The 24393-nt window shown below is 40.6% G+C and carries 16 protein-coding genes; 15 read left to right on the top strand and 1 reads right to left on the bottom strand.

Annotated elements, in window-relative coordinates:
• Window positions 1-55 precede the first annotated feature (55 nt).
• The gene (locus WC743_RS01165) at window positions 56-1408 is read right to left on the bottom strand and encodes a PhoH family protein (protein ID WP_373009887.1); all 1353 of its coding nucleotides are present in this window, start codon (window positions 1406-1408) and stop codon (window positions 56-58) included.
• A gap of 1327 nt (window positions 1409-2735) precedes the next feature.
• Here WC743_RS01165 and WC743_RS01160 point away from each other — a divergent pair.
• The 15 genes from WC743_RS01160 (at window position 2736) to WC743_RS01090 (ending at window position 24393) form a co-directional block, all read left to right on the top strand.
• Entirely contained in the window at window positions 2736-3011 is a 276-nt protein-coding gene (locus tag WC743_RS01160) for a UBP-type zinc finger domain-containing protein (RefSeq protein WP_373009886.1), read from the top strand.
• Window positions 3012-3113: 102 nt separating this feature from the next.
• Complete coding sequence (locus tag WC743_RS01155) at window positions 3114-4445, top strand: cytochrome ubiquinol oxidase subunit I (RefSeq protein WP_373009885.1); 1332 nt, start codon at window positions 3114-3116, stop codon at window positions 4443-4445.
• A gap of 9 nt (window positions 4446-4454) precedes the next feature.
• Window positions 4455-5477, top strand: coding sequence for a cytochrome d ubiquinol oxidase subunit II (locus WC743_RS01150; RefSeq protein WP_373010272.1), 1023 nt, complete (start codon window positions 4455-4457; stop codon window positions 5475-5477).
• A gap of 67 nt (window positions 5478-5544) precedes the next feature.
• The gene (locus WC743_RS01145; RefSeq protein WP_373009884.1) at window positions 5545-6240 is read left to right on the top strand and encodes a response regulator transcription factor; all 696 of its coding nucleotides are present in this window, start codon (window positions 5545-5547) and stop codon (window positions 6238-6240) included.
• Complete coding sequence (locus WC743_RS01140; protein WP_373009883.1) at window positions 6237-7562, top strand: sensor histidine kinase; 1326 nt, start codon at window positions 6237-6239, stop codon at window positions 7560-7562. Before WC743_RS01145 ends, WC743_RS01140 begins: the two co-directional genes overlap by 4 nt.
• Before the next feature lie 123 nt (window positions 7563-7685).
• A complete protein-coding gene (locus WC743_RS01135) occupies window positions 7686-9080 on the top strand; it encodes a TolC family protein (RefSeq protein WP_373009882.1) in 1395 nt (464 codons plus the stop codon).
• Between the two features lie 9 nt (window positions 9081-9089).
• Complete coding sequence (locus WC743_RS01130) at window positions 9090-12377, top strand: efflux RND transporter permease subunit (RefSeq protein WP_373009881.1); 3288 nt, start codon at window positions 9090-9092, stop codon at window positions 12375-12377.
• Window positions 12374-13477 (top strand): efflux RND transporter periplasmic adaptor subunit, encoded by a 1104-nt coding sequence (locus WC743_RS01125; RefSeq protein ID WP_373009880.1) that lies wholly within the window; start codon window positions 12374-12376, stop codon window positions 13475-13477. The genes WC743_RS01130 and WC743_RS01125 overlap by 4 nt, the downstream gene beginning before the upstream one ends.
• A gap of 838 nt (window positions 13478-14315) precedes the next feature.
• The gene (locus WC743_RS01120; RefSeq protein WP_373009879.1) at window positions 14316-17438 is read left to right on the top strand and encodes a SusC/RagA family TonB-linked outer membrane protein; all 3123 of its coding nucleotides are present in this window, start codon (window positions 14316-14318) and stop codon (window positions 17436-17438) included.
• Window positions 17439-17473: 35 nt separating this feature from the next.
• The gene (locus WC743_RS01115; protein WP_373009878.1) at window positions 17474-19081 is read left to right on the top strand and encodes a SusD/RagB family nutrient-binding outer membrane lipoprotein; all 1608 of its coding nucleotides are present in this window, start codon (window positions 17474-17476) and stop codon (window positions 19079-19081) included.
• Window positions 19082-19120: 39 nt separating this feature from the next.
• A complete protein-coding gene (locus WC743_RS01110; protein ID WP_373009877.1) occupies window positions 19121-19639 on the top strand; it encodes a DUF1735 domain-containing protein in 519 nt (172 codons plus the stop codon).
• 55 nt (window positions 19640-19694) lie between these two features.
• A complete protein-coding gene (locus tag WC743_RS01105; RefSeq protein WP_373009876.1) occupies window positions 19695-20423 on the top strand; it encodes a hypothetical protein in 729 nt (242 codons plus the stop codon).
• A 298-nt stretch (window positions 20424-20721) separates the two neighbouring features.
• Window positions 20722-22506 (top strand): ATP-binding protein, encoded by a 1785-nt coding sequence (locus tag WC743_RS01100; protein WP_373009875.1) that lies wholly within the window; start codon window positions 20722-20724, stop codon window positions 22504-22506.
• A 133-nt stretch (window positions 22507-22639) separates the two neighbouring features.
• The gene (locus tag WC743_RS01095; RefSeq protein WP_373009874.1) at window positions 22640-23692 is read left to right on the top strand and encodes a sensor histidine kinase; all 1053 of its coding nucleotides are present in this window, start codon (window positions 22640-22642) and stop codon (window positions 23690-23692) included.
• Entirely contained in the window at window positions 23686-24393 is a 708-nt protein-coding gene (locus WC743_RS01090; protein ID WP_373009873.1) for a LytR/AlgR family response regulator transcription factor, read from the top strand. Before WC743_RS01095 ends, WC743_RS01090 begins: the two co-directional genes overlap by 7 nt.

Genomic DNA, 24393 nt, shown 5'->3' with positions numbered 1-24393 from the left:
CATCACTCGGCTGGAGCCAAGCGATTGTTAAAATCATATATTAATATAAAGCCTCTTACAATAAATCATTAGCCAAATTTGCCAGTTCGCTTCGCTCCCCTTTTTGCAAGGTAATGTGGGCATACAACGGGTGGCCTTTTGCTTTATCTATCAGGTAAGATAAGCCATTACTTTCCGCATCCAAATACGGGGTATCTATCTGGTAAATGTCTCCTGCAAATATAAATTTGCTGTTTTCGCCCGCGCGTGATATGATGGTTTTCACCTCGTGTGGTGTAAGGTTTTGCGCTTCGTCAACAATAAAGAAGATCTTGCTCAGTGTACGCCCGCGGATAAAAGCCAGCGGTGTGATGGATATTTTATCATTGGCAACCAGTTCATCTATCTTGGCCTGCATCTTTTCATCCTCGGCAAACTGGTCTTTAATAAACTTAAGGTTATCCCAAATAGGCGCCATGTATGGGTCTATCTTTGATTTTACATCGCCGGGTAAAAAGCCTATATCCTTATTACTTAAAGGTATAATTGGGCGGGTAACAAATATCTGGCGGTAATGCTTGCGTTGTTCCAGCGCGCTTGCCAGCGCTAAAAGTGTTTTACCGGTACCTGCATTACCCTGTATGGTTACCAGTTTAATATCCGGATGCAGCAGCGCGTGTATGGCAAAGGCCTGTTCCAAATTACGTGGGTAAATGTTAAGGGCAGGCTGCTCGGTCACCTTCTCAACCTGCCCGCTTTGCGAGTTGTAAAAGGCAGATGCTGTACCGTTCTTGCTGTTTAACACATAAAACTGGTTGCCGGCGTTGGGTTCTATTTCAAAATCGCTCCCCGGCAAAAAATCATTTTTATTGAGCTTGCCCAGCAGTTTTTCGGTTACTTTATTTAATACGGTTTTGCCGCTGTAGAGCTCGTCGAGGTTTTTTACCTTACCGGTCTCGTAATCCTCGGCATTAAGGTTAAGTGATTTTGCCTTTAACCGCAGGCATATATCTTTTGAAACCAGAATTACTTTTCTATCGGGGTGCTCAAACTGTACACCCAGGGCTGCGTTTAATATGCGGTGATCAATCTTTTCTGAACCAAAAACAACCTCGGCGTCGGCACTGCTGTTCTTTACATCCATTATCACCTTAAAACAGCCTTTGCTTTTGCCATTAAGCGGAAGCCACTGATTAATAAGGCGGTTGTGCGACATCTCATCCATTAACCTGATAAAGCTGCGGGCCTCAAAATTGCGGGTATCATTACCGCTCTTCATATTGTCCAGCTCTTCCAGTACCTGTATAGGGATGGCTACATCATGTTCCTGGAAGTTCTCAAAAGCGTTATGATCGTATAGGATAACCGAGGTATCCAACACAAATATTTTTTTCTTCCTGTCCAATTTATCTGTAGTATCCTTTATCATAGAACACTAAAGTAGGGTTTTTGGTTGGGAGTAGTTGAAAATGTTATAAAAGTTGTAGGTGTTAGAAAGGTTGCGTGGGCTTGCCGGGGTGATGGTGTTAAGCAGCGATTTGCAGGCCGGAGGCCTTTTAAATAACAGCCACCCGGCTGCATATTATTAGATGTTTTATTATCTGCAAATAAAAAAGCCCATAAAATAGAAAACGGAAGCTTCCTCTTTCGATTCTTCTTCCGTTTCCTGACCTCATGAATAACCGTAGTCACTCAGAAGCTAACAAGTTTTGTGTAAATTAACCGACCCGCTCTCCTCTTTGTTAATTGCTAACGCTGATTCATCTTTATTACTTTGAATGCTGATATAATCAAATGCTTACATAATGCTGACTTTGTCTGTCTCCTTGCGAAGGTAACTCCATCAAAACCTTTCAATTCTGAAACCATCCATTTTCCTTGCGGCTTCCGGTAGCTCATTATATCTGCGGTAATTGATTTCGTCAATCTCCCTTGGGGAAGTCGACTCTGTCGTTATCTGTGCAACACCAATTAATCATATTCATAGTGAATGCTGATTGCTCATTGTTTGCTAACGCTGATTGCTTCGAGATCATTATTTTTCCTGCTGTTCTCCGTAGAGTATTGCAGTATTATAATACCTCTTTAATTAATTCCGATGTAAACTACTTTCGTCTTTTATTCTCTTCATTAATTCAGGCACTTCCCTGATCTTTAGTTTCCCCGAAGGTTCCCCCGATTCAGTTTCTGTAATCCTGTAAGGCTGTCAAAGTACGTCGTTCTTGTTAATTACAATATCGGAATTTAAACACATACATGTCAAGTACTTTTTTATTTTTCTTTTTAACACTTTATTAACATTAATCACACAGTTATTAACATCCGCAATGCTAATTTTTAAGCTAATTGTTTTAAAATGCCGGGGTTTATAAACAAGTGTTTTATTAACACTAAGATTCCTTGTCTTGTAATTATGCATCAAAAAAATAGTCTAAATATTAAAAAACTTAAATTTTTTCGGTTAAATGCTTCCAAATCTTTTAGGAATATGGCGTATATGCAGCTTCGTACGTTTGAGGAATATAGAAATGGATATATAACCACAGAGGCCACAGAGAGAAAATCACAGAGGAGCACAAAGAGTAATAAAGCATAGGTAAGAAAATAAGTCTCTGTATACTTTGTGTCTTATTACTTAGTGCCCTTTGTGGTTAATAATATACGCTCAATTTTGCAGATTAATGTTTTAAGCAATCATATTTTAGATGGGCAATTTGATAAATTCTTTATTAATTTTGATATAACACAGCACTACTATGATAACAGATGATTCTTCTTGCGAACACATAAACGCAATTACAAAGGTTAAATTAAGCGATGAGCAGGTTTGCGAAGAATGTATTAAAATTGGCAGCGATTGGGTACACCTGCGTACCTGCCAAACCTGTGGCGAAACACTTTGTTGTGACCAGTCCTCAAATCAACACATGACTAAACATAACCATAAAACACAACACCCGGTAATAGCTTCGGCCCAGCCTGGCGAACGTTGGTTATGGTGCTACCCTCATCAGCTATTTGTAGAATATTAATTGCCTAATTTTTTTGAAATTTGTATTCATTCTAAATTTCAAAAAATACTTTTTTAAAGGCTAAAAAGTTCAGTTAGTGCTACATAGTGGGTAACTTGCACCATGGATAATTTTTTAGCCGCGCGTTCACAAATGGCGCTCTCCCTGGGCTTTCACATCATATTTTCCTGCATAGGCATGGTGATGCCATTCTTTATGGCCGTATCACATTATTTATGGCTTAAAACCAATAACCCGGTTTACCAAAATGTAACCAAAGCCTGGAGCAAGGGCGTGGCTATCTTTTTTGCCACCGGTGCGGTATCAGGCACTGTACTATCTTTTGAGCTTGGCTTACTTTGGCCAACCTTTATGAAACATGCAGGCCCAATTTTTGGGATGCCCTTTTCGCTGGAAGGTACCGCTTTTTTTATTGAGGCCATAGCACTTGGATTTTACCTGTACGGATGGAACAGGTTCAACAAATGGTTCCATTGGTTTACGGGTGTGGTGGTAGGCATCAGCGGGATAGCATCGGGGATATTAGTGGTAGCCGCCAACAGCTGGATGAACAGTCCCACCGGGTTTGATTTTGTAAATGGCAAGTACACCAATATAGACCCCATAAAGGCCATGTTTAACCCGGCATGGTTCTCACAGGCGCTGCATATGTCAATAGCCGCGTTTGCTGCTACCGGTTTTGCTGTGGCGGGGGTGCATGCCCTCATGATATTGAGGAAAAAGAATGTAACCTTTCACCAAAAAGCTTTTAGGATAGCGGCTGTATTTGGTGTTGTAGCCAGTATACTGCAACCGCTAAGCGGAGATATATCTGCCAAGATGGTAGCCAAAAGGCAACCGGCCAAACTGGCGGCTATGGAAGCGCATTTTAAAACGGAAGAATATTCACCCTTAATAATTGGGGGTATCCCCGATGTTAAAAACAAAAAGGTTGATTATGCGATTGAACTGCCCGGCCTGCTAAGCTTTATGGTGCATGATGATTTTAAAACACCTGTAACAGGCCTGGACCAGATCCCCGAGAAAGACCAGCCGCCAATTGCTATCACCCACTACTCGTTTCAGCTAATGGTAGCATTGGGTATGCTGATGATGGCAATAGGCGTTATTTATTTCATAGCGCTCATTAAAAAACGCGATTGGTTTAATCAGCACTGGTTTTTACGTTTATTTATAGCAGCCACGCCTATTGGCTTTATTGCCGTTGAAGCCGGGTGGACAGTAACCGAAGTTGGCCGACAGCCCTGGATAATACAAGGCATTATGCGCACTAAAGATGCAGTGACCCCTATGCCGGGCATTGGTTATTCTTTTTACCTGTTTACGGCCGTTTATTTAACTTTAAGCATTGCGGTTATATTTCTGCTTTACAGGCAAATAAGAATGGTACCTGAAATTTACGATACTACTAAACCCGCTCACACTAAAAATTAATATATGTTGATGCTTTATGTTGTGATACTATTTTTATGGCTCGCGCTTTTACTTTACCTGTTAATGGGTGGTGCCGATTTTGGCGCGGGCATTATTGAGATGTTTACATCACACGCTAATAAATCGCGTACACGCCGTATTATGTACAACGCCATTGGGCCAATATGGGAGGCTAACCACATGTGGCTTATTATTGCTATTGTAATATTATTTGTGGGTTTCCCGGTTATTTATACCACCATGTCAACCTACCTGCATATCCCCTTGGTTATAATGCTGATGGGTATTATTGCCCGTGGCACTGCCTTAACCTTCAGAAATTATGATGCCGTTATTGATGACATGCAGAAAGTGTATAACAAGATATTTGTTTACTCCAGTTTTATAACGCCGCTTTTCCTGGGCATTATTGCAGGCAGCGCGGTGTCCGGCCGGATAGATCCGCAGGCCAGTACTTTTATGGATGCCTATATTTATAGCTGGCTCAACTGGTTCTCGGTAGCCATTGGTTTTTTCACCGTTGCGCTTTGCGGATTTTTGGCCGCCATATACCTAATAGGCGAAACCCATGACGAAGCAGAATGCAAAGGCTTTATCCGTAAAGCCCGCATCATGAATGTGGCCGCTGTTGTGGCTGGCGCAGGCGTTTTCATCGCAGCAATAACAGAGCGGATTCCGTTGGTGGAATGGGTATTCGGCAACGTTATTGGTATAACCGCGGTAAGTGCGGCAACCATTTCGCTTATTATGCTTTGGTACCTTATTTATAAAGGCAAGCGTTATATTATCCGTGTGCTGGCGGGTTTCCAGGTTACCATGATATTGCTGACCACAACCTATAAGCACTACCCAAATATCGTTATCCTAAAAAATGGCGGTTATCTTTCGCTCATTGGTGACAGGGGCGCCGATAAAACTATTGAAGCGCTGGGCCTGGCTTTATTAATAGGCAGCCTCTTCATTTTACCCGCGTTGATTTACCTGGTATGGAGCTTTCAGCGCAAGCCTAACGGCAGTACCAGTCATCATTAAGTGTCATTTTGCTCTAACATTATTGCCGTTTCAAAATTGATACAGAATTGCGTTTTATATTTGACGCATGAAAGTACTTGCCTTAGAGGACAATAAGGAACTGGCCAAGAGCATCCATGATTTTCTTACACTTGCCGGCTATGTTTGTGAATTAGCCGAAACGGTTGAAGAAGCAAAGCACAAACTGCTTTCTTTTACTTACGACTGCATCCTGCTGGATATTATGCTGCCCGATGGTAACGGACTTGATCTGCTTAAATTCATCAAAGCCGAAAAGATCCAAAGCGGCGTATTGATCATATCGGCCAAAGAGGCCCTTGACGATAAAATTAAAGGTCTTGAAGGCGGTGCCGACGATTACCTTACCAAACCCTTCCACTTGTCTGAGCTGCATGCCCGGTTACGCGCCATCTATCGCCGTAAAAGCCTTAACGGCAATAACAGCAACATGATAACGTTCAATGAAATAAGCCTGAATACCGATACTTTTGAGGCTTTTATTAATAATCAGCTGTTAGATATTACCCGCAAGGAATTTGAATTGCTGATGTATTTTATGGTAAATAAGAACAGGGTGCTTTCGCGCCAGGCCATTGCCGCCCACCTTTGGGGAGATTATACTGATAATTTAGCAAATTTAGATTTTGTGTACCAGCATGTTAAAAATCTGCGTAGAAAGATCAGCTTAATTAACGGCATTGATTATATAGATACAATTTACGGTTTAGGTTACAGATTTAAATCCACCGAAACAGAAATATGAAATTAGTTGACAAATTAACTTTGTGGTTGGTTGGCGTTGTGTTTTTGGTAACGCCCATCAGTATGGTAATATCATACCGCAGCATCAGGGACAATATCCGCACGGCAGAAATTGCCCGCCTACAAGATGTGACCAACAAAGTAGCCGAACAGATAAAGGCTGGCATACCCCCGCATAAATATTTGCTCGACAGGCCCATCGCTATAAAAAAAATTAGCGCCATGCCTGCTCAAAACACCAAGGCAAGCACCTATCGTTTTTATAATACCGAATTAAAGCGCGACGAATGCCGCCTTGATGTGGTATCTTATTACAAGATCAATAACCAGGTTTATAGCATATCAACCTATAACTACATTGCCCGTGGCGAACTGATCATTGAGGGCATGATGCGGGCCCTGATATGGAAAATGATACTGATCATTGTATTTGTAGCCGTTTCCGGCAGGCTTATTTCAAGGTATGTGTTGTCCTCCTTTCAAAAAACGCTCGAAATAATTCAGGCTTTCAGCTTAAGGCAAAAAGAAAAAATAGTACTGCCGGTTACCAATACCACAGAGTTTAAGCAACTTAACTTCTTTTTAAAGAAAATGACCGATATAGCGCTGGAAGATTATTCGCGCGTAAAGGAATTTAGTGAAAATGCATCGCACGAAGTGCAAACCCCGCTGGCCGTTATCCGCAGCAAGCTGGAACTATTATCTGAAAGCAATATAGCCGAAAACCAGGCCGTATTAATTGATGACATGCAAAACGCGGTTGACAAACTGGTAAGGATCAACCGTTCCCTGCTGCTGCTTACCAAGCTTGATAATTTTGAATTTGAGGCCAGTGAAAGCATCCTGTTTTGTAAAATAACCAACGAAGCGCTTGCCTCTTTTGATAACTGGATACAGATGAAAAACCTGTGTGTAACTACCAATATTGATAAAAAGGTATCACTGCAAATTCACCCTGTATTAGCCGAGATACTGGTAACCAACCTGGTAAGTAACGCCATTAGATATAATATGGAGAACGGTGATATTGATGTAACACTAACCAACAATGCACTTACCATCAAAAATACCGGCCTCCCTCCCGATGTTGAACCGGAACTGCTGTTCCGCAGGTTTAAAAAGAGCAACCAATCTGCAGAGAGCATTGGCTTAGGGCTGTCAATTGTAAAACAAATTTGCACCGTTAACAACTTTAAAGTTTCATACACTTTTGCAAACGGAGTACACTGTATACAGGTAAATTTTGCCAAAGTACAGCAGATCAGTAAAGAACCTCAGGAAAATACGGAACTGGTTTTTAATGAAAATATAGCACTTGCGTAATTTAATTGTCAAAAACTTAATACAAATGCCAATTTAGTATCAATGCTTCAAATTTGCTTCAAAATGATGTGGTAGTCTTGCTCAACGATTACTACATCAGTGACCGCAAATTTGGGGTTCTACATGAAAATACTACAACCGCTACTTTATTTATCTGTTTTACTTATTGCAGATAGTGCACAAGCACAACAAAAACTCACTTTAAAAGATGCCATACAACAGGCTGTTGATAATTATGGTATTGTAAAAGCCAAGGCAAATTACGCCAATGCATCAAAAGCAGGTGTAACACAGGCTAAGCGCGACTACCTGCCTAACTTAAACATAGGTGCACAGCAAGATTACGGAACGGTAAACGGCCAAAACGGCCCGCTTTATGGTTTTGGAGGATTAGCTGTTGCCTCGTCAGGCCCTGCACTTGATAAACAGAACTGGAATGCTGCCTTCGGGTCGCTTTACCTTACTAATGTAAATTGGGATTTTTTTGCTTTTGGCCGTGCCAAAGAGAAGATTAAAACAGCCCAGGCCGCAGCCACCAGGGATAATAACGATCTGCAGCAGGAGATCTTTCAGCAAAAGGTAAGGGTTTCTGCAGCTTATTTAAATTTACTGGCATCACAAAGGCTCACGGCATCGTACCGTAAAAATTTAAGCCGGGCCGATACCTTCAGGCAAGTGGTTATTTCAAGGACAAAAGGCGGGCTGATAGCCGGTGTTGATTCATCACAGGCCAATGCAGAAATATCCAGTGCCAAAATACTGCTTACCCAGGCACTTGATGCCGAGCAGCAACAAGCAAAAAACCTTGCGGTGCTCATTGGTGCTGATGATCATAATTTCATATTAGATAGTTTATTTATAGCGCGTGTACCTGCTAATATTGCCGCCGCAAACGCGCCTGATGCGGTAAACAATCACCCCTTATTAAACTACTACAAAAGCCGGATAGATGTAAGCGACAGGCAGGCGGCTTATTATAAAACTTTCAACTACCCGGTATTTTCGCTGGTTGGCGTTTTTCAAACAAGGGGGTCGGGGTTTAGCAGTACTTATGCTGCAGACCAAACCGCCTATACAAGCAACTATGCCGATGGTATAAAGCCAACCCGGTCTAACTATTTAATAGGTGTAGGCGTAACCTGGAATTTAACGCAACCATTACGCATATCACAACAGGTTAAATCTCAGCGGTACATTAGTCAGGGTTTACAAAATGAATATGACCAAACCAAGCTGGAACTGAACGCCCAGTTAAACCTGTCTGATGCTAAGATCAGGAATGCGCTATCCAACTACCGCGAGGTGCCGGTACAAATAAAAGCGGCATCAGATGCATGGTTGCAAAAATCGGTACTGTACAAAAACGGCCTCTCTAACCTGGTTGATGTTACACAGGCCCGGTATGCCTTAATACGTGCCGAAACAGACAGGGATATTGCCTACAATAATGTATGGCAGGCATTACTGCTAAAAGCCGCGGCAGCGGGCGATTTCAACCTATTTATAAATGAACTTTAATCTACAATAATGAATTTAATTCGTTTTGCGCTACGTAAACCTATTACAATAATGGTACTGGTTGCCGGCTTGCTGTTCTTCGGGATAAAGTCTGCAACAACTATAAAGGTTGATATATTTCCAAAGCTCGATCTGCCGGTAATCTATCTTTCGCACCCTTTCTCGGGTTACACCCCATCGCAAATGGAGGCTATGTTTGGCAAGCAGTATATCAACATATTGCTTTTTGTAAATGGTGTAAAAAGTATCGAAACCAAAAATATACAGGGCCTAACCCTGATGAAGATAAATTTTTATCCCGGCACCAATATGGCGCAGGCCGCTGCCGAGGTAAGCGCTTTTGCCAACAGGATCCAGGCTGTTTTTCCGCCGGGCTCCAACCCGCCATTCATCATCAGGTTTGATGCCTCTACATTGCCGGTTGGCGAGCTGGTATTAAGCAGTAATAAACGCAACAATAACGAATTACTGGATCTGGCAAACGTTTATGTGCGGGCATCATTTACCCAGATACCGGGCCTGGTTGCACCTCCCCCATTTGGCGGTAACGTACGTACCGTAGTTATAAAAGCCGACCCAGGGATGCTGCGCTCGCATAACCTCAGCATAGATCAGTTAGTGGAAGCCCTGCGTGTAAACAACCTTACCGCCCCATCGGGTAACGTGCGTATTGGCGATAAAAACTATATCACCCCAACCAACACAACCGAACATACCATAAAAGATTTTGAGAATATCCCGCTGTTTAAAGGCGGCGTGCAAAACCTTTATTTAAAAGATGTTGCAACTGTTGAAGATGGCGCTGATGTTACCGCAGGTTACGGCCTGGTAAACGGCAAGCGTTCGGTTTACCTTAATATAGCTAAAAGCGCCGATGCATCAACCTGGGAAGTGGTACAAAACCTCAAAAAGGCTATCCCCAAAATACAGGCGCAGTTACCCGATGATGTGAAGCTAAGTTATGAGTTTGACCAATCTACCTACGTTATCAACTCCGTTAAAAGCTTGTTAACAGAAGGTGCTATTGGTGCCTTACTTACCGGTTTAATGGTATTACTCTTTTTGGGTGATGTTAGAGGGGCATGTATCGTTATCCTTACCATACCTATCGCCATCATCTCTGCAGTATTGTTCCTGAGTTTGTTTGGGCAAACCATCAACATCATGACCCTGAGCGGGCTGGCTTTAGCTATCGGGATACTGGTGGATGAGAGCACGGTAACTATTGAGAATATTCACCAGCATTTTGATATGGGTAAACCCAAGGCCCTGGCCATTTGGGATGCCTGTAAAGAGATAGCATTCCCTAAGCTGCTTATCCTGTTTTGTATTTTGGCGGTATTCGCGCCTGCATTTACTATGGGGGGCATCCCGGGCTCATTATTCCTGCCGTTGGCATTGGCTATTGGTTTCAGCATGATCATATCTTACTTTTTGGCGCAAACCTTTGTACCGGTTATGGCCAACTGGTTAATGAAAATTAAACACCACAAAAAGCCAAACGGGCAGGAAATGAGTGATGCCGAAGAATTTAAAGCTTCAGGACTTAATTTGGAAGGCGAGCACAATACCTGGGCACAAAAAAGCACTTTGGTTGAGCATGGAGATAGTAACCACGATGGTAAGGTGAGCCGCTTTGAAAAAATAAGGCAAAGCTATATGCGCTTTATTGAACGCCTTATGCCCATGCGCAAACCTATTGTTATTGGGTACCTGCTGCTCACCATATTAGCGGCCGGTTTAATGATGGCGAGCATAGGGCGCGATGTATTGCCAAAAGTAAATGGCGGCCAGTTTCAGGTACGCCTGCGTGCCCCCGAAGGTACCCGTATAGAGCTTACCGAAGCCAAAACACTGCACGCCATTAACACTATAAAAGGTATTACCGGGAAAGAGAATATAGCCATTACATCGGCATATGTAGGTTCGCACCCTACACTTTTCTCTACCAGTCCTATATTTTTATGGATGGCACAACCAAGCGAGGCAGTTGTACAGGTGGCGCTTACCGAAGATTATCATCCTAATCTTGACGAACTTAAAGAAAAAATAAGGCATCAAATAGGGAAAGAACTGCCCGATGTTAAGCTTTCTTTTGAGCCGATAGAACTGACCGACAAGATCTTGAGCCAGGGTTCGCCTACACCGGTTGAGGTGCGGATATCTGGCCGTGACAAGAAGCTTAATGAGCAATATGCCAACAAGGTGATCAACCAGTTAAATAAGATAGATTACCTGCGTGATGTGCAGCTTGGGCAATCAACCAAGTACCCTTCTGTGAATGTAGAAGTTGATAGGGTACGCGCCGCGCAATTGGGGGTTGATATGAATGATATTTCGCGCTCGCTTGTTGCATCTACTTCATCATCGCGTTTTACCGAAAAAAATATATGGGTTGATGAAAAATCGGGCAACAGTTATAGCGTACAGATAGAGATACCCGAAAGTAAAATGGCAAGCCTGAGTGACATGGGCCAAACACCGATCCTCAAAAATCAAACCCGCCCGGTATTAAGCGATGTGGCCACACTTACACCCGGCACCACTTATGGCGAAAATGATAATCTTGGTGCTATGCCTGTACTATCTGTAACAGCTAACCTTAACAATAAAGACCTTGGTGCAGCTAGTAAGGATGTACAAAAAGCCATTAGCAACCTGGGCACACTACCACGTGGCCTGAATGTTGAAATGATTGGCATTAGCCAAACCCTTACCGCTACTATGGATAGTTTAGAAACCGGTTTGGTGATAGCGGTTATCGTAATATTCCTGATGCTGGCGGCAAACTTTCAGTCGTTTAAGGTATCGGCAGTGGTGCTGGCAACGGTACCGGCGGTAATACTGGGTTCGCTGGCCTTACTCATGATGTGCGGTTCTACGCTTAACCTGCAATCCTATATGGGGATGATCATGTCCGTTGGTGTATCCATATCCAACGCCGTACTGCTCATTACCAATGCCGAGCAATTACGCATGGTGAATGGTGATGCCACCTTATCGGCCAAAGAGGCGGCCGCCCTGCGGATGCGCCCTATTGTAATGACGGCTTTAGCTATGGTTGTTGGTATGATACCTATGGCCAGCGGTTTAGGCGAAGCCGGAGACCAATCGTCGCCATTGGGCCGTGCCGTTGTGGGTGGCTTAATCGCATCAACCTTTGCAGCATTGTTTATTCTGCCACTTGCGTTTGCATGGGGCCAGGGTAAAGCCACTACCCAAAGTGTATCGTTAGACCCGGAAGATGAAGAAAGCAAATATTATGTTAACACAAACCCTAGCTTAAAAGCCTTATGAATAAGTCATCAGCAATAAATTTTATAAAAATATTAATGGTTGCAGCCACGTTAGAGGCATGCGGTTCAAAAGCAGAAAAACCAGTTACGGTAGAAGAGGCGCCAACCCAGGAAGTTGTTTCCCTTAAAAAAGGTGTGTTAAGTACATCGCTTGATATACCAGGCGAATTGGTGGCTTATCAGCAGGTTGATCTTTATGCCAAGGTAAGCAGCTTTATCAAAAAACTGAATGTAGATATTGGTTCTGAGGTAAAGGCCGGCCAGTTACTTGCCACTATGGAAGCCCCCGAATACAACTCGCAGTTATCGGGTGCACAATCACGCCTGCAATCGCAGGAAGCAGTGTATCTTTCAAGCAAGGCTACCTATAAGCGTTTATTGGAAACCAGCAAAACACCGGGTACCGTGTCTCCTAATGAACTGGATCTGGCGCTCGCAAAACAAAACTCAGACCTGGCCCAGTTAGAATCGGCACGGGCGGCCTTCCGTGAGGTTGGCGATAACAGGAATTATTTACAGATCCGCGCGCCGTTTGATGGTATTATTACCGCGCGTAATGTAAGTGCCGGTGCGTATGTTGGCCCATCAGGCAAGGGGTCTGAATTGCCTGTGTTTACCTTGCAGGAGCAAAAGAAGCTGCGCCTTGCAGTTAGTGTACCTGAAAGTTATACTGGCGTTCTTAATAACAAAAATGAGATCAGCTTTAGCGTTAAAGCATTCCCCGGTGAGAAATTTACCGCCCGGGTAACCCGCCTGGCTGGTGCGCTTGATTCACGCCTGCGTTCGCAACGTACCGAAATGGATGTGATCAATAAAAACAAAAAATTACTGCCGGGCATGGTAGCAGAAGTACATATACCCTTTAACGGAGCCGACGGTACTTTCGTAATACCCGCTAAAGCAGTACTCAACTCAACACAAGGTGTTTATGTAATAAAAGTAACCGATAATAAAGCGCATTGGGTCCCTGTAAAAACCGGCAGGTCTGCTGATAATAAAACAGAAGTTTTTGGCCCGCTTACCGAGGGCGATGCCATTGTAAAGGTTGCCAACGAAGAGATAAGAGATAACGCTGATATTAAGGTTAACAAAACCAACTAAGCAAGAACCCTACACACTACCTATATATAAGTTAAGCCTGCGACTCATCATCGCAGGCTTTGTTATTTGTGCCGGCGCTTTTGCCGTTATTGGTGTTGTCACCAACAAGGGCCGACATCAAAACATAAAGCGCTTAAATTTGCAGAAACCGCCCTTATTTTAATTTTTCCTATCCTGTTTCCGTATCTTCTTGTATCAGTTCTATGTCTTTTGGCTAAAAACGCACAAAAAGCCAGTCACAAAGGTAAATTAGATATTCTTTTTCAAAAGATGTTTATCATAATCAGTACTTAGATACACATAACCGGCATTATTCTAATATTTTCATTATATGAGCTTTATTAGGATGTGTTTTTGTCGAATCATTAATACTTTACATACAAAAGCGAACCATTTTCTTGAATAATAATACGATTTGTGAAAATTGTATGAAATTATGTGAAATAAATGGACATAAAACGAGAATTTTAGTGATTTTTTCATGTAAAAACCACCAATAACGATTAATTAATCAATAAATTATACATATCGAATTAAAAATTTAACAATTTTTAACATTTTTTAACATTTATATGTTAAAAATCAATTAAAATTAACATCAATTTTTATAAAATCAATAAAAATTATGATAATTTAATATTAAATTTTCACCAAATAATGTTTTTTATGAATTTTAGTGCAAACAAAAACACTAAAATGGAAAAAAATTACAAAACACATCATTTACATCATTTATTTAGGTTAAAAGGCAAAGAAAAATTAAGCATTTCAGCGAAATCATCTTGATTATTCTTAAAAACCCTTAATTACTTAACACACTTAAACTAAATGATTAAAAATGAAGAAAAATCTACACCTAATTTTGTGCTTGCTTCTTTTTACTTCACAAGCATTTTCACAAACGCGATCAATTACTGGTACCGTAACAGATAAACAGGACGGTCAACCCATTCCGGGCGTAACAGTAATGATAAAAGGGACCAATTCTGGTACCCAGACAGACCGAGCCGGTAATTTTAAATTTAATAATATAAACGGCAATGCTACATTAGTAGTTTCCTTCCTTGGATACCTGTCACAAACTATTCCGGCGCCTACTAATGGCCGGCCATTAGTAATAACCTTACAAACGGATGCCAAGAGCCTGAATGAGGTTATAGTAACCGGTGCATTGGGTTTACAAAAACAAACCAGGGAATCGGGTTATTCACAGGCAACTATTAAATCCGGTGATCTTACACAAGCCCATCCTACCAATCTTCAAAACGGCTTGGTTGGTAAGGTATCGGGGCTTAATGTAAGCACAGTTAACAATGGCCTAAATGCTGATACCCGTATCACTTTACGGGGTATACGTTCACTTACCGGTAACAACCAGGTATTATTGGTAGTTGATAACGTGCCCGTTCCTTTAGACTTTATTAACTCAATTAACCCAAATGATGTTGAAAGCGTGAACATCCTTAAAGGTGCCAATGCATCTGCCCTATACGGGCCAGATGGGGTAAACGGGGTTTTATTGGTAACAACAAAAAAAGGTGTAACAAACAAGGCACCTGAAATTAATATAGGTACAACCTATCAAATTGAAAAGGTTTCTTACATGCCTGCCCTTCAAGACAGGTTTGGTAGCGGATCGGCCTATGACCAGTTTGGAGACGGTGTTTTTGACCCAATTGAAAATCAAAACTGGGGGCCAAGGTTAAATGGCGAAGTAGTTGAAATTGGCCGCCCGGATGAGAATGGCGAGATGCAAAAGGTCACCTATGTAAACCGTAACGATGAAAAACGCAAATTCTTTGAAACCGGTAAAAATTTCCAAACAGATTTCTCTATCAGGGCTGGCGATGCAAATTCAAGTTATTTCGCTTCATTCCAAAATGTAAATATTGAAGGCGTTATGCCAAGTGACAAAGGTTACAGAAGATCATTCCGGTTAAATTCAGATAAAACGTTAGGAAAAACAGTAAAAGCATCAACCTCCATATCTTACAGCGCAAGAGGAAATGATGTTACTACCTCAAGCTCAAGCATATATAATGCTGTGATCAACTCCCCTACTGAAATTCCTTTGACCGAGTATAAAGATTTTGAGAATTATCAATGGGCCGATCATAACCATTATTTTAATGATTATTATCCAAACCCATACGAAGAACTGGCCCGCAACCGTACAGTTAATAAAAGAGACGAGTTCCTGGGTACCATGAACCTTGCCTTTACCCCAACCAAATGGCTGCAAATATTGGAACGCCCAAGCTATACGTTCAGAAATACTACTCAAAAAGCTACTGTTGGAGCTATATTTTATTCGCCATTGGGTAAAAAGATATACCAGGGCGGTACAGATAAACAAGCCAGTGTAGGCGATGCTTCTTCTTATACTTCACGTTTCCAGAACGAGATCATCGTTACTGCTGATAAGAAGTTTGGAGATTTTGGTCTTAAATTCATTGGTGATAACCTGATCCGTGAAAGCTATAATAAATTTATCAGCACACAAGGCAATACATTAGGGGTACCTACGCTATTTAACAACAGTGTGTACACAGGTATACCCGGTGTAAGTGAAAGCAACTACCGCACCCGTTTATTCTCACTGGCAGGCGATTTATTATTGAGCTATAAAAACCTTGCGTTCCTGGAATTTACAGGCCGTAATGACTGGGATTCGCGCTTAGATGTAAACGCGAACTCTTATTTTTATCCGGGAGTAAGCGGATCATTAGTTTTAAGCGATGCCATACCATCACTTAAAGATATCAAGAATGTTGATATGATTAAACTAAGGTTAAGCTGGAACAAAACCGGTAACGTAAATACCGGTGGAAACAATGATAACCTTGGCGCTTACAGGCTGCAATCAACCTACAGTAATGCCGGTGGTTTCCCTTACGGTACTTATGCCTCTTACTCTGCCGACGGAACATTATATGATCCAAATTTAAAACCCGAAACTGTTGAATCTTACGAAGGTGGTGTAGAAATTGGATTGTTTAACAACCGGGTATTTATTGATGGTGCATACTATTACCAGAAAAATAACAACCAGGTAATTAACATCAGCGTATCTCAGGGTACCGGTTATGGGTCTGTGTTCTTGAACGCTGCTAACTTTAATAACAAGGGGTTCGACTTTGATTTGAAGTTAGTACCTGTACGGTCAAGACAAGTAACATGGAACCTAAGTGCTAATTATACTTATAGTGATAATAAAGTAACTTCTCTTTATCAGGGTGTTTCACAATTGCCTGTATCTAACAGTGCTTATGTAATTGTAGGCTATCCTGCTTATACACACCGTTTAACTGATTGGCTGCGCGATTCGCAAGGAAGGGTAATTGTTGATGCTGTAACAGGCTTGCCAACCAAAAACGCCGCAACAAGCGTATTTGGCCAAATTTTGCCTAAACACATTATTGGTATTAGCACCGATGTAAGTTACAAACACTTTAACCTGCGTGCCGTTGCTGAATACCGTGGTGGTAACTTCATATATAATGATATAGGTTCTTCATTAACCTTCACCGGTAACGATGAGCTTTCTGCATTAAATGGTCGCCAGCGTTTTGTATTCCCTAACTCAGTATATTCTACTGATGGTGGTGCAACTTATGTGCCTAACACCAATATTGTAGTTAATAATGCTCATTATGATTTTCTGCAAGCGTCTACATTCCGCACTACACAATCCAATTACTATACGAGTGCGGCATTCTGGAAATTGCGTGAAGTTACCTTGAGTTATGATGTGCCTTCCCAATGGCTAAAAGGTTCTAAGGTGATAAAAAGAGCCACTGTAGCATTGGTTGGCCGCAACTTGTTAATGTGGAGGCCAGGTACTAACCAATGGACCGATCCGGAGTTTTCAAACACTGTTGATAACGGTACAGGTACAACAACTATTGGGCAAACACCGCCAACAAGACTTTATGGTTTTAATGTAAACCTAACTTTCTAAAAAAAACGAATTTGAACAATTTTAGAATGACGAAAATGAAAAAAACAACAAAAAGAATCATACTTATAGGGTTATTGGCGTCTGTTATAGCTGGCGGTTGTAAAAAGTCCTGGCTTGACATAAATACAAACCCAAATGCACCGGTTGATGCTTCTATAGACCCATCCACCCTTTTAGGAGGTGCTTTAACTACCACCGCTACTAACGTAGTAACAGGCTATCAGTTTTTAAGCCATTGGCTGGGGTTTTTAAATACCTCATCAGGTGTATCGCCAAATGCAGAAGAGCAATCTTATAACATTTCAAATGGCTTTGGAGCTGGTTTTGGCAATATACTTGATAATAACTACGATTATCAGTTAATGCAGAATAAAGCTGACGCAGCAGGAATGACCTTTTACAGCGGGATAGCCAAAATCATGAAATCGTTAAACTATGCACGCCTGGTTGACCAGTATGGTGACATCCCCTACTCTGACACCTATAATGCACCGGCTGTTCTTACACCAAAGTATGATGATGCCAAGACTGTTTACGAAGATCTGATCAAACAGATAGATGCCGGGGTTACACAAATTAAAACCGCTGATCTTGCTACAAATCCGCGTTTAGCAATAGTAGATAAAATGTTTGCCGGCGATAAACCAAAATGGATCAGGTTTGCCAATACAATTAAACTGCGCTTGCTGATGCACCAGGCCAACCGTACCGACAGGCAAGCTTATATACAAGCAGAAATAGGAAAAATAGTAACCGAAGGATCTGGGTTTATTGGCTCAGCTGCAAGTGCTACTATCAATCCTGGCTATAGCCAATCGCAGCCTGGTCCTTATTATAGCACTTATCTTTTTAATACTACAGGTGGTGAGCCTTCGCAAGAAAGGGCTAACATCATTTTGGTGAATGAATTAAAAACCAATACAGATCCACGGATAGGTGGCTTTTACCAACCAATAAAAACAGCGGTTCCTGCCGGGTCTGCAGAACCAACACCAAACCTTACTCCACCAAATTACAGGGGCGGAATATACGGCAGGTCTATTGATAATGCAACCTATAAATATCAAACCAGGGATTTCCTTTCAAAAGTAGGTGGTACAAATATTGCATCTGCCGCCTCATCAGGCACAGTTGGCCTTATTAAAGGCTGGGATACGCCACTTTGGATAATTACCTCTGTTGAGAGCTTATTTTTACAGGCAGAAGCTATACAACGTGGCTATTTGGCAGGTAATGCAGAAACCGCTTATAAAGCCGCGGTTCAGGAGTCGTTTATATTTTTAAATATCGGTGGTTCGGCTACAGCAGCTACAAGTTCATTTAATACCTGGTATACTGCACAGGCGGCTAATACCAAAGTTAATTGGGCGCTTGCAACTGATAAATTAAAACTGCTTGCTTACCAAAAGTACATTGCGCTTTCAGGGGTTGATGAGTTGGAAGAGTGGACCGATTACAGAAGAAACGGCACAAGCTATTATCCGTTTATAACACTGTCAGAATATCCTGGCCGTACTTCTAACTCCATTCCTATAAGGCTTTTATATCCTCAAAACGAAATTTCTTATAATGAAGCTAACGTTCCATCAGCAGGGCGTAAAACAGGAGACCAGTTTACCGTTAAAATTTGGTGGATGCCTTAATTTTTTGATTGATTAGTGAATAATTTTAAAATTAAAAATATGAAAAAACACATAAGTTTATTAGCAGTATTTTCGGTTATAGCCATGCTATTTACATCTTGTTTAAAAGATGAACCGATCACAAATTATAATGAGATACAACCAATAGTTATTATACCAAATGCTAATTGGCCCAAAAACACAGCAACCGCGGCAACTTCGGTAACTTTTGCGGGCAATACGGCATATGAGGTACTTCTATATGCAAGGGTATCCTGGGAAAATACATTACCTAAAGAGGTTGTGGTAACATTTGTAAAAGATGAGGCTGCAATAACCGCATATAATGCAAAATTCGGCACTGCTTATATAGCTGTGCCAGATAACGCCATTTCTGCAGGTAATTTAAAAGCAACTATTGCAGCAGGCACCAATGATGCTTCTATTCCGGTTAAAGTAAACTTAAGTTTATTGGATGCTACCAAAAAGTACATTCTCCCTTATTCTATAAGTGACGCAAGCGGTGAAAACATCGGCACTAATTACAAAACATATTTGTTGCCGTTAACAAACAAATAAACTCTCTTACAGAAGGGAATACCTCAATTCCCTTCTGTTTTAACAATTTGTAATTATGAAAAACAAACTTTTATATATTTTACTTGCATCGGTTGGTTTAAGCTTTAGTGCTTTTGCCCAAACAAATCAAACCGGTTCTCTTAGTGAGGCGTATAGAAATTTCAATATACTTGCTACCAGCAGTTTAAATTATAAAAGTTTAAAAGATTTTAAAAGCATAGCAGGGAAAGATATTTTTTACGCAGATGAATGGATGTACGGTGGCGCGGTAAGTACAAGTAATTTGTCTGTATCCGCAGGGTATCAGTTCAATTTTAATTTTATGAATCATGAGCTTTATACAAAGTATAAAGATTCAGTCATCGTTATTGATAATAACTCCCTGAAATCTTTTTACCTGAGCGACAACGGTAAGAAAAAGCAATTTTATAAATATGCTTTTACCGGCGACATTAAATTTTACGAGTTGCTAAGCAGCGATACAACCAATACTAAAATAATGCTGTTAAAATTACGCACCGTAAAAGAACAGCAGGGTTATAAATCTGCCGGCTCAAATTACACAGGGGACTTTAGTAATAAATTTGTTAGCAATTACGAATACTACCTGCTCTTCCCTGATAACTCATTCAAAAGAATTAAGTTAAGTGCAGAATCTATACAAAAGAATTTAAGTCCTGATTATGAGGAAAAGGCAAAGTCTGTTATTAAAAACCACAAAAAGGTTAACGAAAAAACCGCTGGGCAAATAATTGATGAGTTAAACACTATAAACAATACCTGATAAGAATAAAGGGTATAATCAATTTAATAATACAGACAGTTAATAAGTAACGCAGGGTAGCGCGAGGCTACCTTGCGTTTATTAATTATAAGCGGTTACATCCGCCAGTTGTATTGGTTTAAGTTAGGTACAGGCCATCATCTGAATACAACTTTATCGCATAAATTCAACTTATATCGACTGCATTTGTGTCCTAAATATTAAGCTATAGTAAATAAGGCGTTATGTTATTAAAACTTTTAATAATTTAGCTTTTAATTACACCACCCTACTCATAATACTTTAGCTGATACAGATCATGAAAGGATCGATACCTTTTTTTAATTTCTCCTTAAAAAAGGTATTGCTGCAACAGCCAGATGGTTTAGAACAGGCTCGAATAAAAATCACCTACACCATTTTATTGTTCTCTCTCCTAAAGATATTCATACTAGTACCTTTGGTAATTAATAACATACAAAATCAACAACTGTATCGTATTAGTTTTTTCTTTTTGTTATACCTGGCATTAATTAAATACCTGTTATACAAGCCGTTTAGTATAAATATTATATCGCACATTATACTTTTAACAGGCGCTGCAGGCATTTGGGCAAACCTCTTTATTTTTGGGCTGCATATTAACCTGCTTACCATACAGTTTGTTTTTATGGTAACCTTTGTAAGTTACTACCTAATAGATAATCGTTACGCTTCTATTTATAGCGTTTTGGCCATCTCGCCAGTAATGCTTTACCTGGTAATTATAAGCAGGGCAAAATGGCACCTGGATATTATACCACAAGAATTGCCTTCACCGGGTTTTGAAGTGATTGTGCTGCTAAACTTTATTACCATGGTACTGGTTCATTATCTCTTTTACCGGGCGTTTCGTAATAGTGTTGACGAAAAAGAAGCTCTTAATAAACAACTTCAGGCCACTATAGCAGAAACTAAAGCATTGGCAGAATCACGCTCTGTATTCTTATCAACCATGTCGCACGAGTTACGCACGCCGTTAAATGCAGTGATAGGGATGACCAATCTGATAAAAGATACCGCAACAAAAGAGCAAACCGAAAACCTGGATGTGCTTGAATTTTCGGCAATTAGTTTGCTTACACTGGTTAATGATATATTAGATTATAATAAAAGCGAAAACGACAAAATTGAATTAGAAACTATACCTGTTCATTTACCTGGTTTATTGCATAAGGTATGTTCCGGTCTTCAGCAAAAAGCCACCGAAAAAGGCTTTGAACTGGTACTTGAAGTAGATGAAAAGCTGCAGGAACTATGGATAATTGCTGACCCTACAAGGCTTACGCAAATTATCTATAACCTGGCAGGTAATGCCATAAAATTTACCGAAACCGGAAAAGTAAGTGTAAAGGCTCTTGTCGGTCAGGAAGATGCGGAACAAATAACAATTCATTTTTCGGTTGAAGATACCGGCATCGGCATTCCTATTGATCGGCAGGAAGTGATATTTGAACCCTTTATACAGGCATCGGCAGATACTACACGTCATTATGGCGGTACCGGCCTTGGCCTTGCTATTGTTAAAAGATTACTTAAGCTTTTTAACAGCAGTATTCAATTAGAAAGCCAATCGGGTAAAGGCTCTGTGTTTTCATTTGACATTCACTTCAATTTATATAAAGGTAGTCTTAAGGTCTTGCCTTCACATAACACTATGTATGCCAATCTTGAAAGTCTTAATATACTTATAGCCGAAGACAATCCTATTAACGCACTGTTACTTGTAAAACTTTTATCAAAATGGCATGTCAAAACTGTTGTTACACACAATGGCCAGGAGGCTGTTGATAAGCTTTTGAATAACGCATTTGATGCCGTATTAATGGACCTGCATATGCCGGTTATGGATGGCTATCAGGCTACGTTATCTATACGCTCTTTTATTGACCCAGTTAAAGCAAGTATCCCTATAATTGCTTTAACCGCATCAGTATCCCACAATATTCATGACAAAATTAAAGAGGCCGGAATGCATGATTATCTTTCTAAGCCCTTTCAACCCGCCGCGTTATATGAAAAGCTTGAACTTTTAAATACTGTAAAACGTACCGAAGGCTATTAATAGCGGCCCAGGGTTATTAAGCCGGTTTATAAAAATGGGTAATTATTGTAAATATATTTATCGTTTTCATCTACATTTTTTGTAGTTGCTCTATAAAACTTTGCGCTTCCTTTAGTAATCCGTTATTTAGTAAATGCAAAATACTGTCAGCTCAAAAATAAGCCAACAATTCAGAACAAGGCGTTCATGGATCTATTTTGCCTATTGGGTATTGGTGACCATTATTTTTCTATATGACAGAACCTACCTGATCACAAAAGCAGGCCTTCCGAATTTTATTGCCTGTTCTGTTGTAAGGATTGGTTTATTGATTGCCCTTGCCTGGGCTAATATACATTGGCTGATACCCCGCTACCTGATGCATAAACGATACGTACCTTATTTTGTATTGGTAATATTGTTGGTTTTTGGCTATCTGATAATTCAGAGCCTTTATGATTATAATTTATTCGGGTTTGTATTGGGGCCTACCAGGAATGCCCGTCTTTATAGTTCCATTATATATAATTTCACGCATACTTCCCTGTATTTATTATTAACAGTTGCACTAAAATTCAGTATTGACTGGTACGAGCAAACTAAATTACTGCAAGAGATGCGGGTAGAAAAGCTACAGGCAGAAGTAAATTATCTCCGGTCTCAGGTAAACCCGCATTTTTTGTTTAACGCATTGAACAACCTGTATGCCTTAACTATAAAAAAATCAGACAAAGCACCCGATGTAGTATTAAAACTATCTGAACTGATGGAATACATGCTGTATGAAAGTGAAGAAACCTATGTACCCCTGGAAAAGGAGATCAAATACCTGAGTAATTACCTGGAGTTGGAAAAGTTAAGACAAGGAAACAATGCAGAGATAAGTTTAACGGTTACCGGCAACCCGAATAAGTGCCTGATACCGCCATTTTTAATTTTACCTCTTGTAGAAAATGCATTCAAACATGGTATTAGCAGGGCTATACATAATGCTTACCTGCACATCACTATTCGTATAGATACCGCGCTTGAAGTAACTATAACAAATAATAAACTTAATTTTCATCAGCCTGAGCATAATGGCGGTATCGGCCTTGATAATCTTAAAAAACGACTGGAGTTATTATACCCGGGCAACCATACCCTGCAGATCACCAATCAGCCAGATCATTTTCATGTATTATTAAAAATAAATTTGCCATGCTGAATTGCGTGATCATAGACGATGAACCGCTTGCCAGGGACATTTTGACAAGCTACCTGCAACAATCGGGATACGCTAGGCTGGCCGGGGCTTTCAGCAATGCCTTTGATGCCCATCAGTTTTTACAGTGCAATACAGTTGACGTTATATTTTTAGATATTGAGATGCCGGAGATGAACGGGATTGATTTTTTAAGATCATTAACCCAGCCGCCAATTACTGTATTTACTACAGCGTTTCGCAATTATGCGTTTGAAGGATTTGAACTAGGGGTTATTGACTTTTTATTAAAGCCGATCTCCCATGATCGTTTCCTGTTAGCACTTGATAAGATCAAAGAGTTCCTTGCTTTAAAAATGGAAGGCACCAATCTGGAAATGAGCCGGGACACTCCGGATTTTGTATTCGTTAAAAGTGGTGTGCAAAAGATAAAGCTATACTTTGCAGAGGTATCACATATACAGGGATTAAAGGACTATGCCATTATCCATACTCCCGAGCGGAGGATTGTTATTAAGGGATCGGTAAAATCTATGCTGGAAATATTCCCGGACACCCATTTTATCAGAGTGCATAAATCATTTATTGTAGCTAAGGATAAAATTAGGCGGATAGAAAAAAACAGGATCATAATACCTGACCACCAAATACCCATAGGCCGGAATTATAAAGAGGACGTGGAAAAGAAAATTTACGGAAATTAA

Source organism: Mucilaginibacter sp., from assembly GCF_041660805.1.
Classification (GTDB): Bacteria; Bacteroidota; Bacteroidia; order Sphingobacteriales; family Sphingobacteriaceae; genus Mucilaginibacter.
Note: the sequence above shows the minus strand (reverse complement) of the source record. Positions and strands in the feature narration are given on the sequence as shown.

Excerpts from the sequence above, each read along its gene's own strand:
- WC743_RS01100 (WP_373009875.1), top strand. The coding sequence starts at position 20,722 with ATGAAAGGATCGATACCTTTTTTTAATTTCTCCTTAAAAAAGGTATTG.
- WC743_RS01150 (WP_373010272.1), top strand. The coding sequence starts at position 4,455 with ATGCTTTATGTTGTGATACTATTTTTATGGCTCGCGCTTTTACTTTAC.
- WC743_RS01125 (WP_373009880.1), top strand. The coding sequence starts at position 12,374 with ATGAATAAGTCATCAGCAATAAATTTTATAAAAATATTAATGGTTGCA.
- WC743_RS01145 (WP_373009884.1), top strand. The coding sequence starts at position 5,545 with ATGAAAGTACTTGCCTTAGAGGACAATAAGGAACTGGCCAAGAGCATC.
- WC743_RS01155 (WP_373009885.1), top strand. The coding sequence starts at position 3,114 with ATGGATAATTTTTTAGCCGCGCGTTCACAAATGGCGCTCTCCCTGGGC.
- WC743_RS01130 (WP_373009881.1), top strand. The coding sequence starts at position 9,090 with ATGAATTTAATTCGTTTTGCGCTACGTAAACCTATTACAATAATGGTA.
- WC743_RS01165 (WP_373009887.1), bottom strand. The coding sequence starts at position 1,408 with ATGATAAAGGATACTACAGATAAATTGGACAGGAAGAAAAAAATATTT.
- WC743_RS01120 (WP_373009879.1), top strand. The coding sequence starts at position 14,316 with ATGAAGAAAAATCTACACCTAATTTTGTGCTTGCTTCTTTTTACTTCA.
- WC743_RS01090 (WP_373009873.1), top strand. The coding sequence starts at position 23,686 with ATGCTGAATTGCGTGATCATAGACGATGAACCGCTTGCCAGGGACATT.
- WC743_RS01160 (WP_373009886.1), top strand. The coding sequence starts at position 2,736 with ATGATAACAGATGATTCTTCTTGCGAACACATAAACGCAATTACAAAG.
- WC743_RS01140 (WP_373009883.1), top strand. The coding sequence starts at position 6,237 with ATGAAATTAGTTGACAAATTAACTTTGTGGTTGGTTGGCGTTGTGTTT.
- WC743_RS01110 (WP_373009877.1), top strand. The coding sequence starts at position 19,121 with ATGAAAAAACACATAAGTTTATTAGCAGTATTTTCGGTTATAGCCATG.
- WC743_RS01135 (WP_373009882.1), top strand. The coding sequence starts at position 7,686 with ATGAAAATACTACAACCGCTACTTTATTTATCTGTTTTACTTATTGCA.
- WC743_RS01115 (WP_373009878.1), top strand. The coding sequence starts at position 17,474 with ATGAAAAAAACAACAAAAAGAATCATACTTATAGGGTTATTGGCGTCT.
- WC743_RS01095 (WP_373009874.1), top strand. The coding sequence starts at position 22,640 with ATGCAAAATACTGTCAGCTCAAAAATAAGCCAACAATTCAGAACAAGG.
- WC743_RS01105 (WP_373009876.1), top strand. The coding sequence starts at position 19,695 with ATGAAAAACAAACTTTTATATATTTTACTTGCATCGGTTGGTTTAAGC.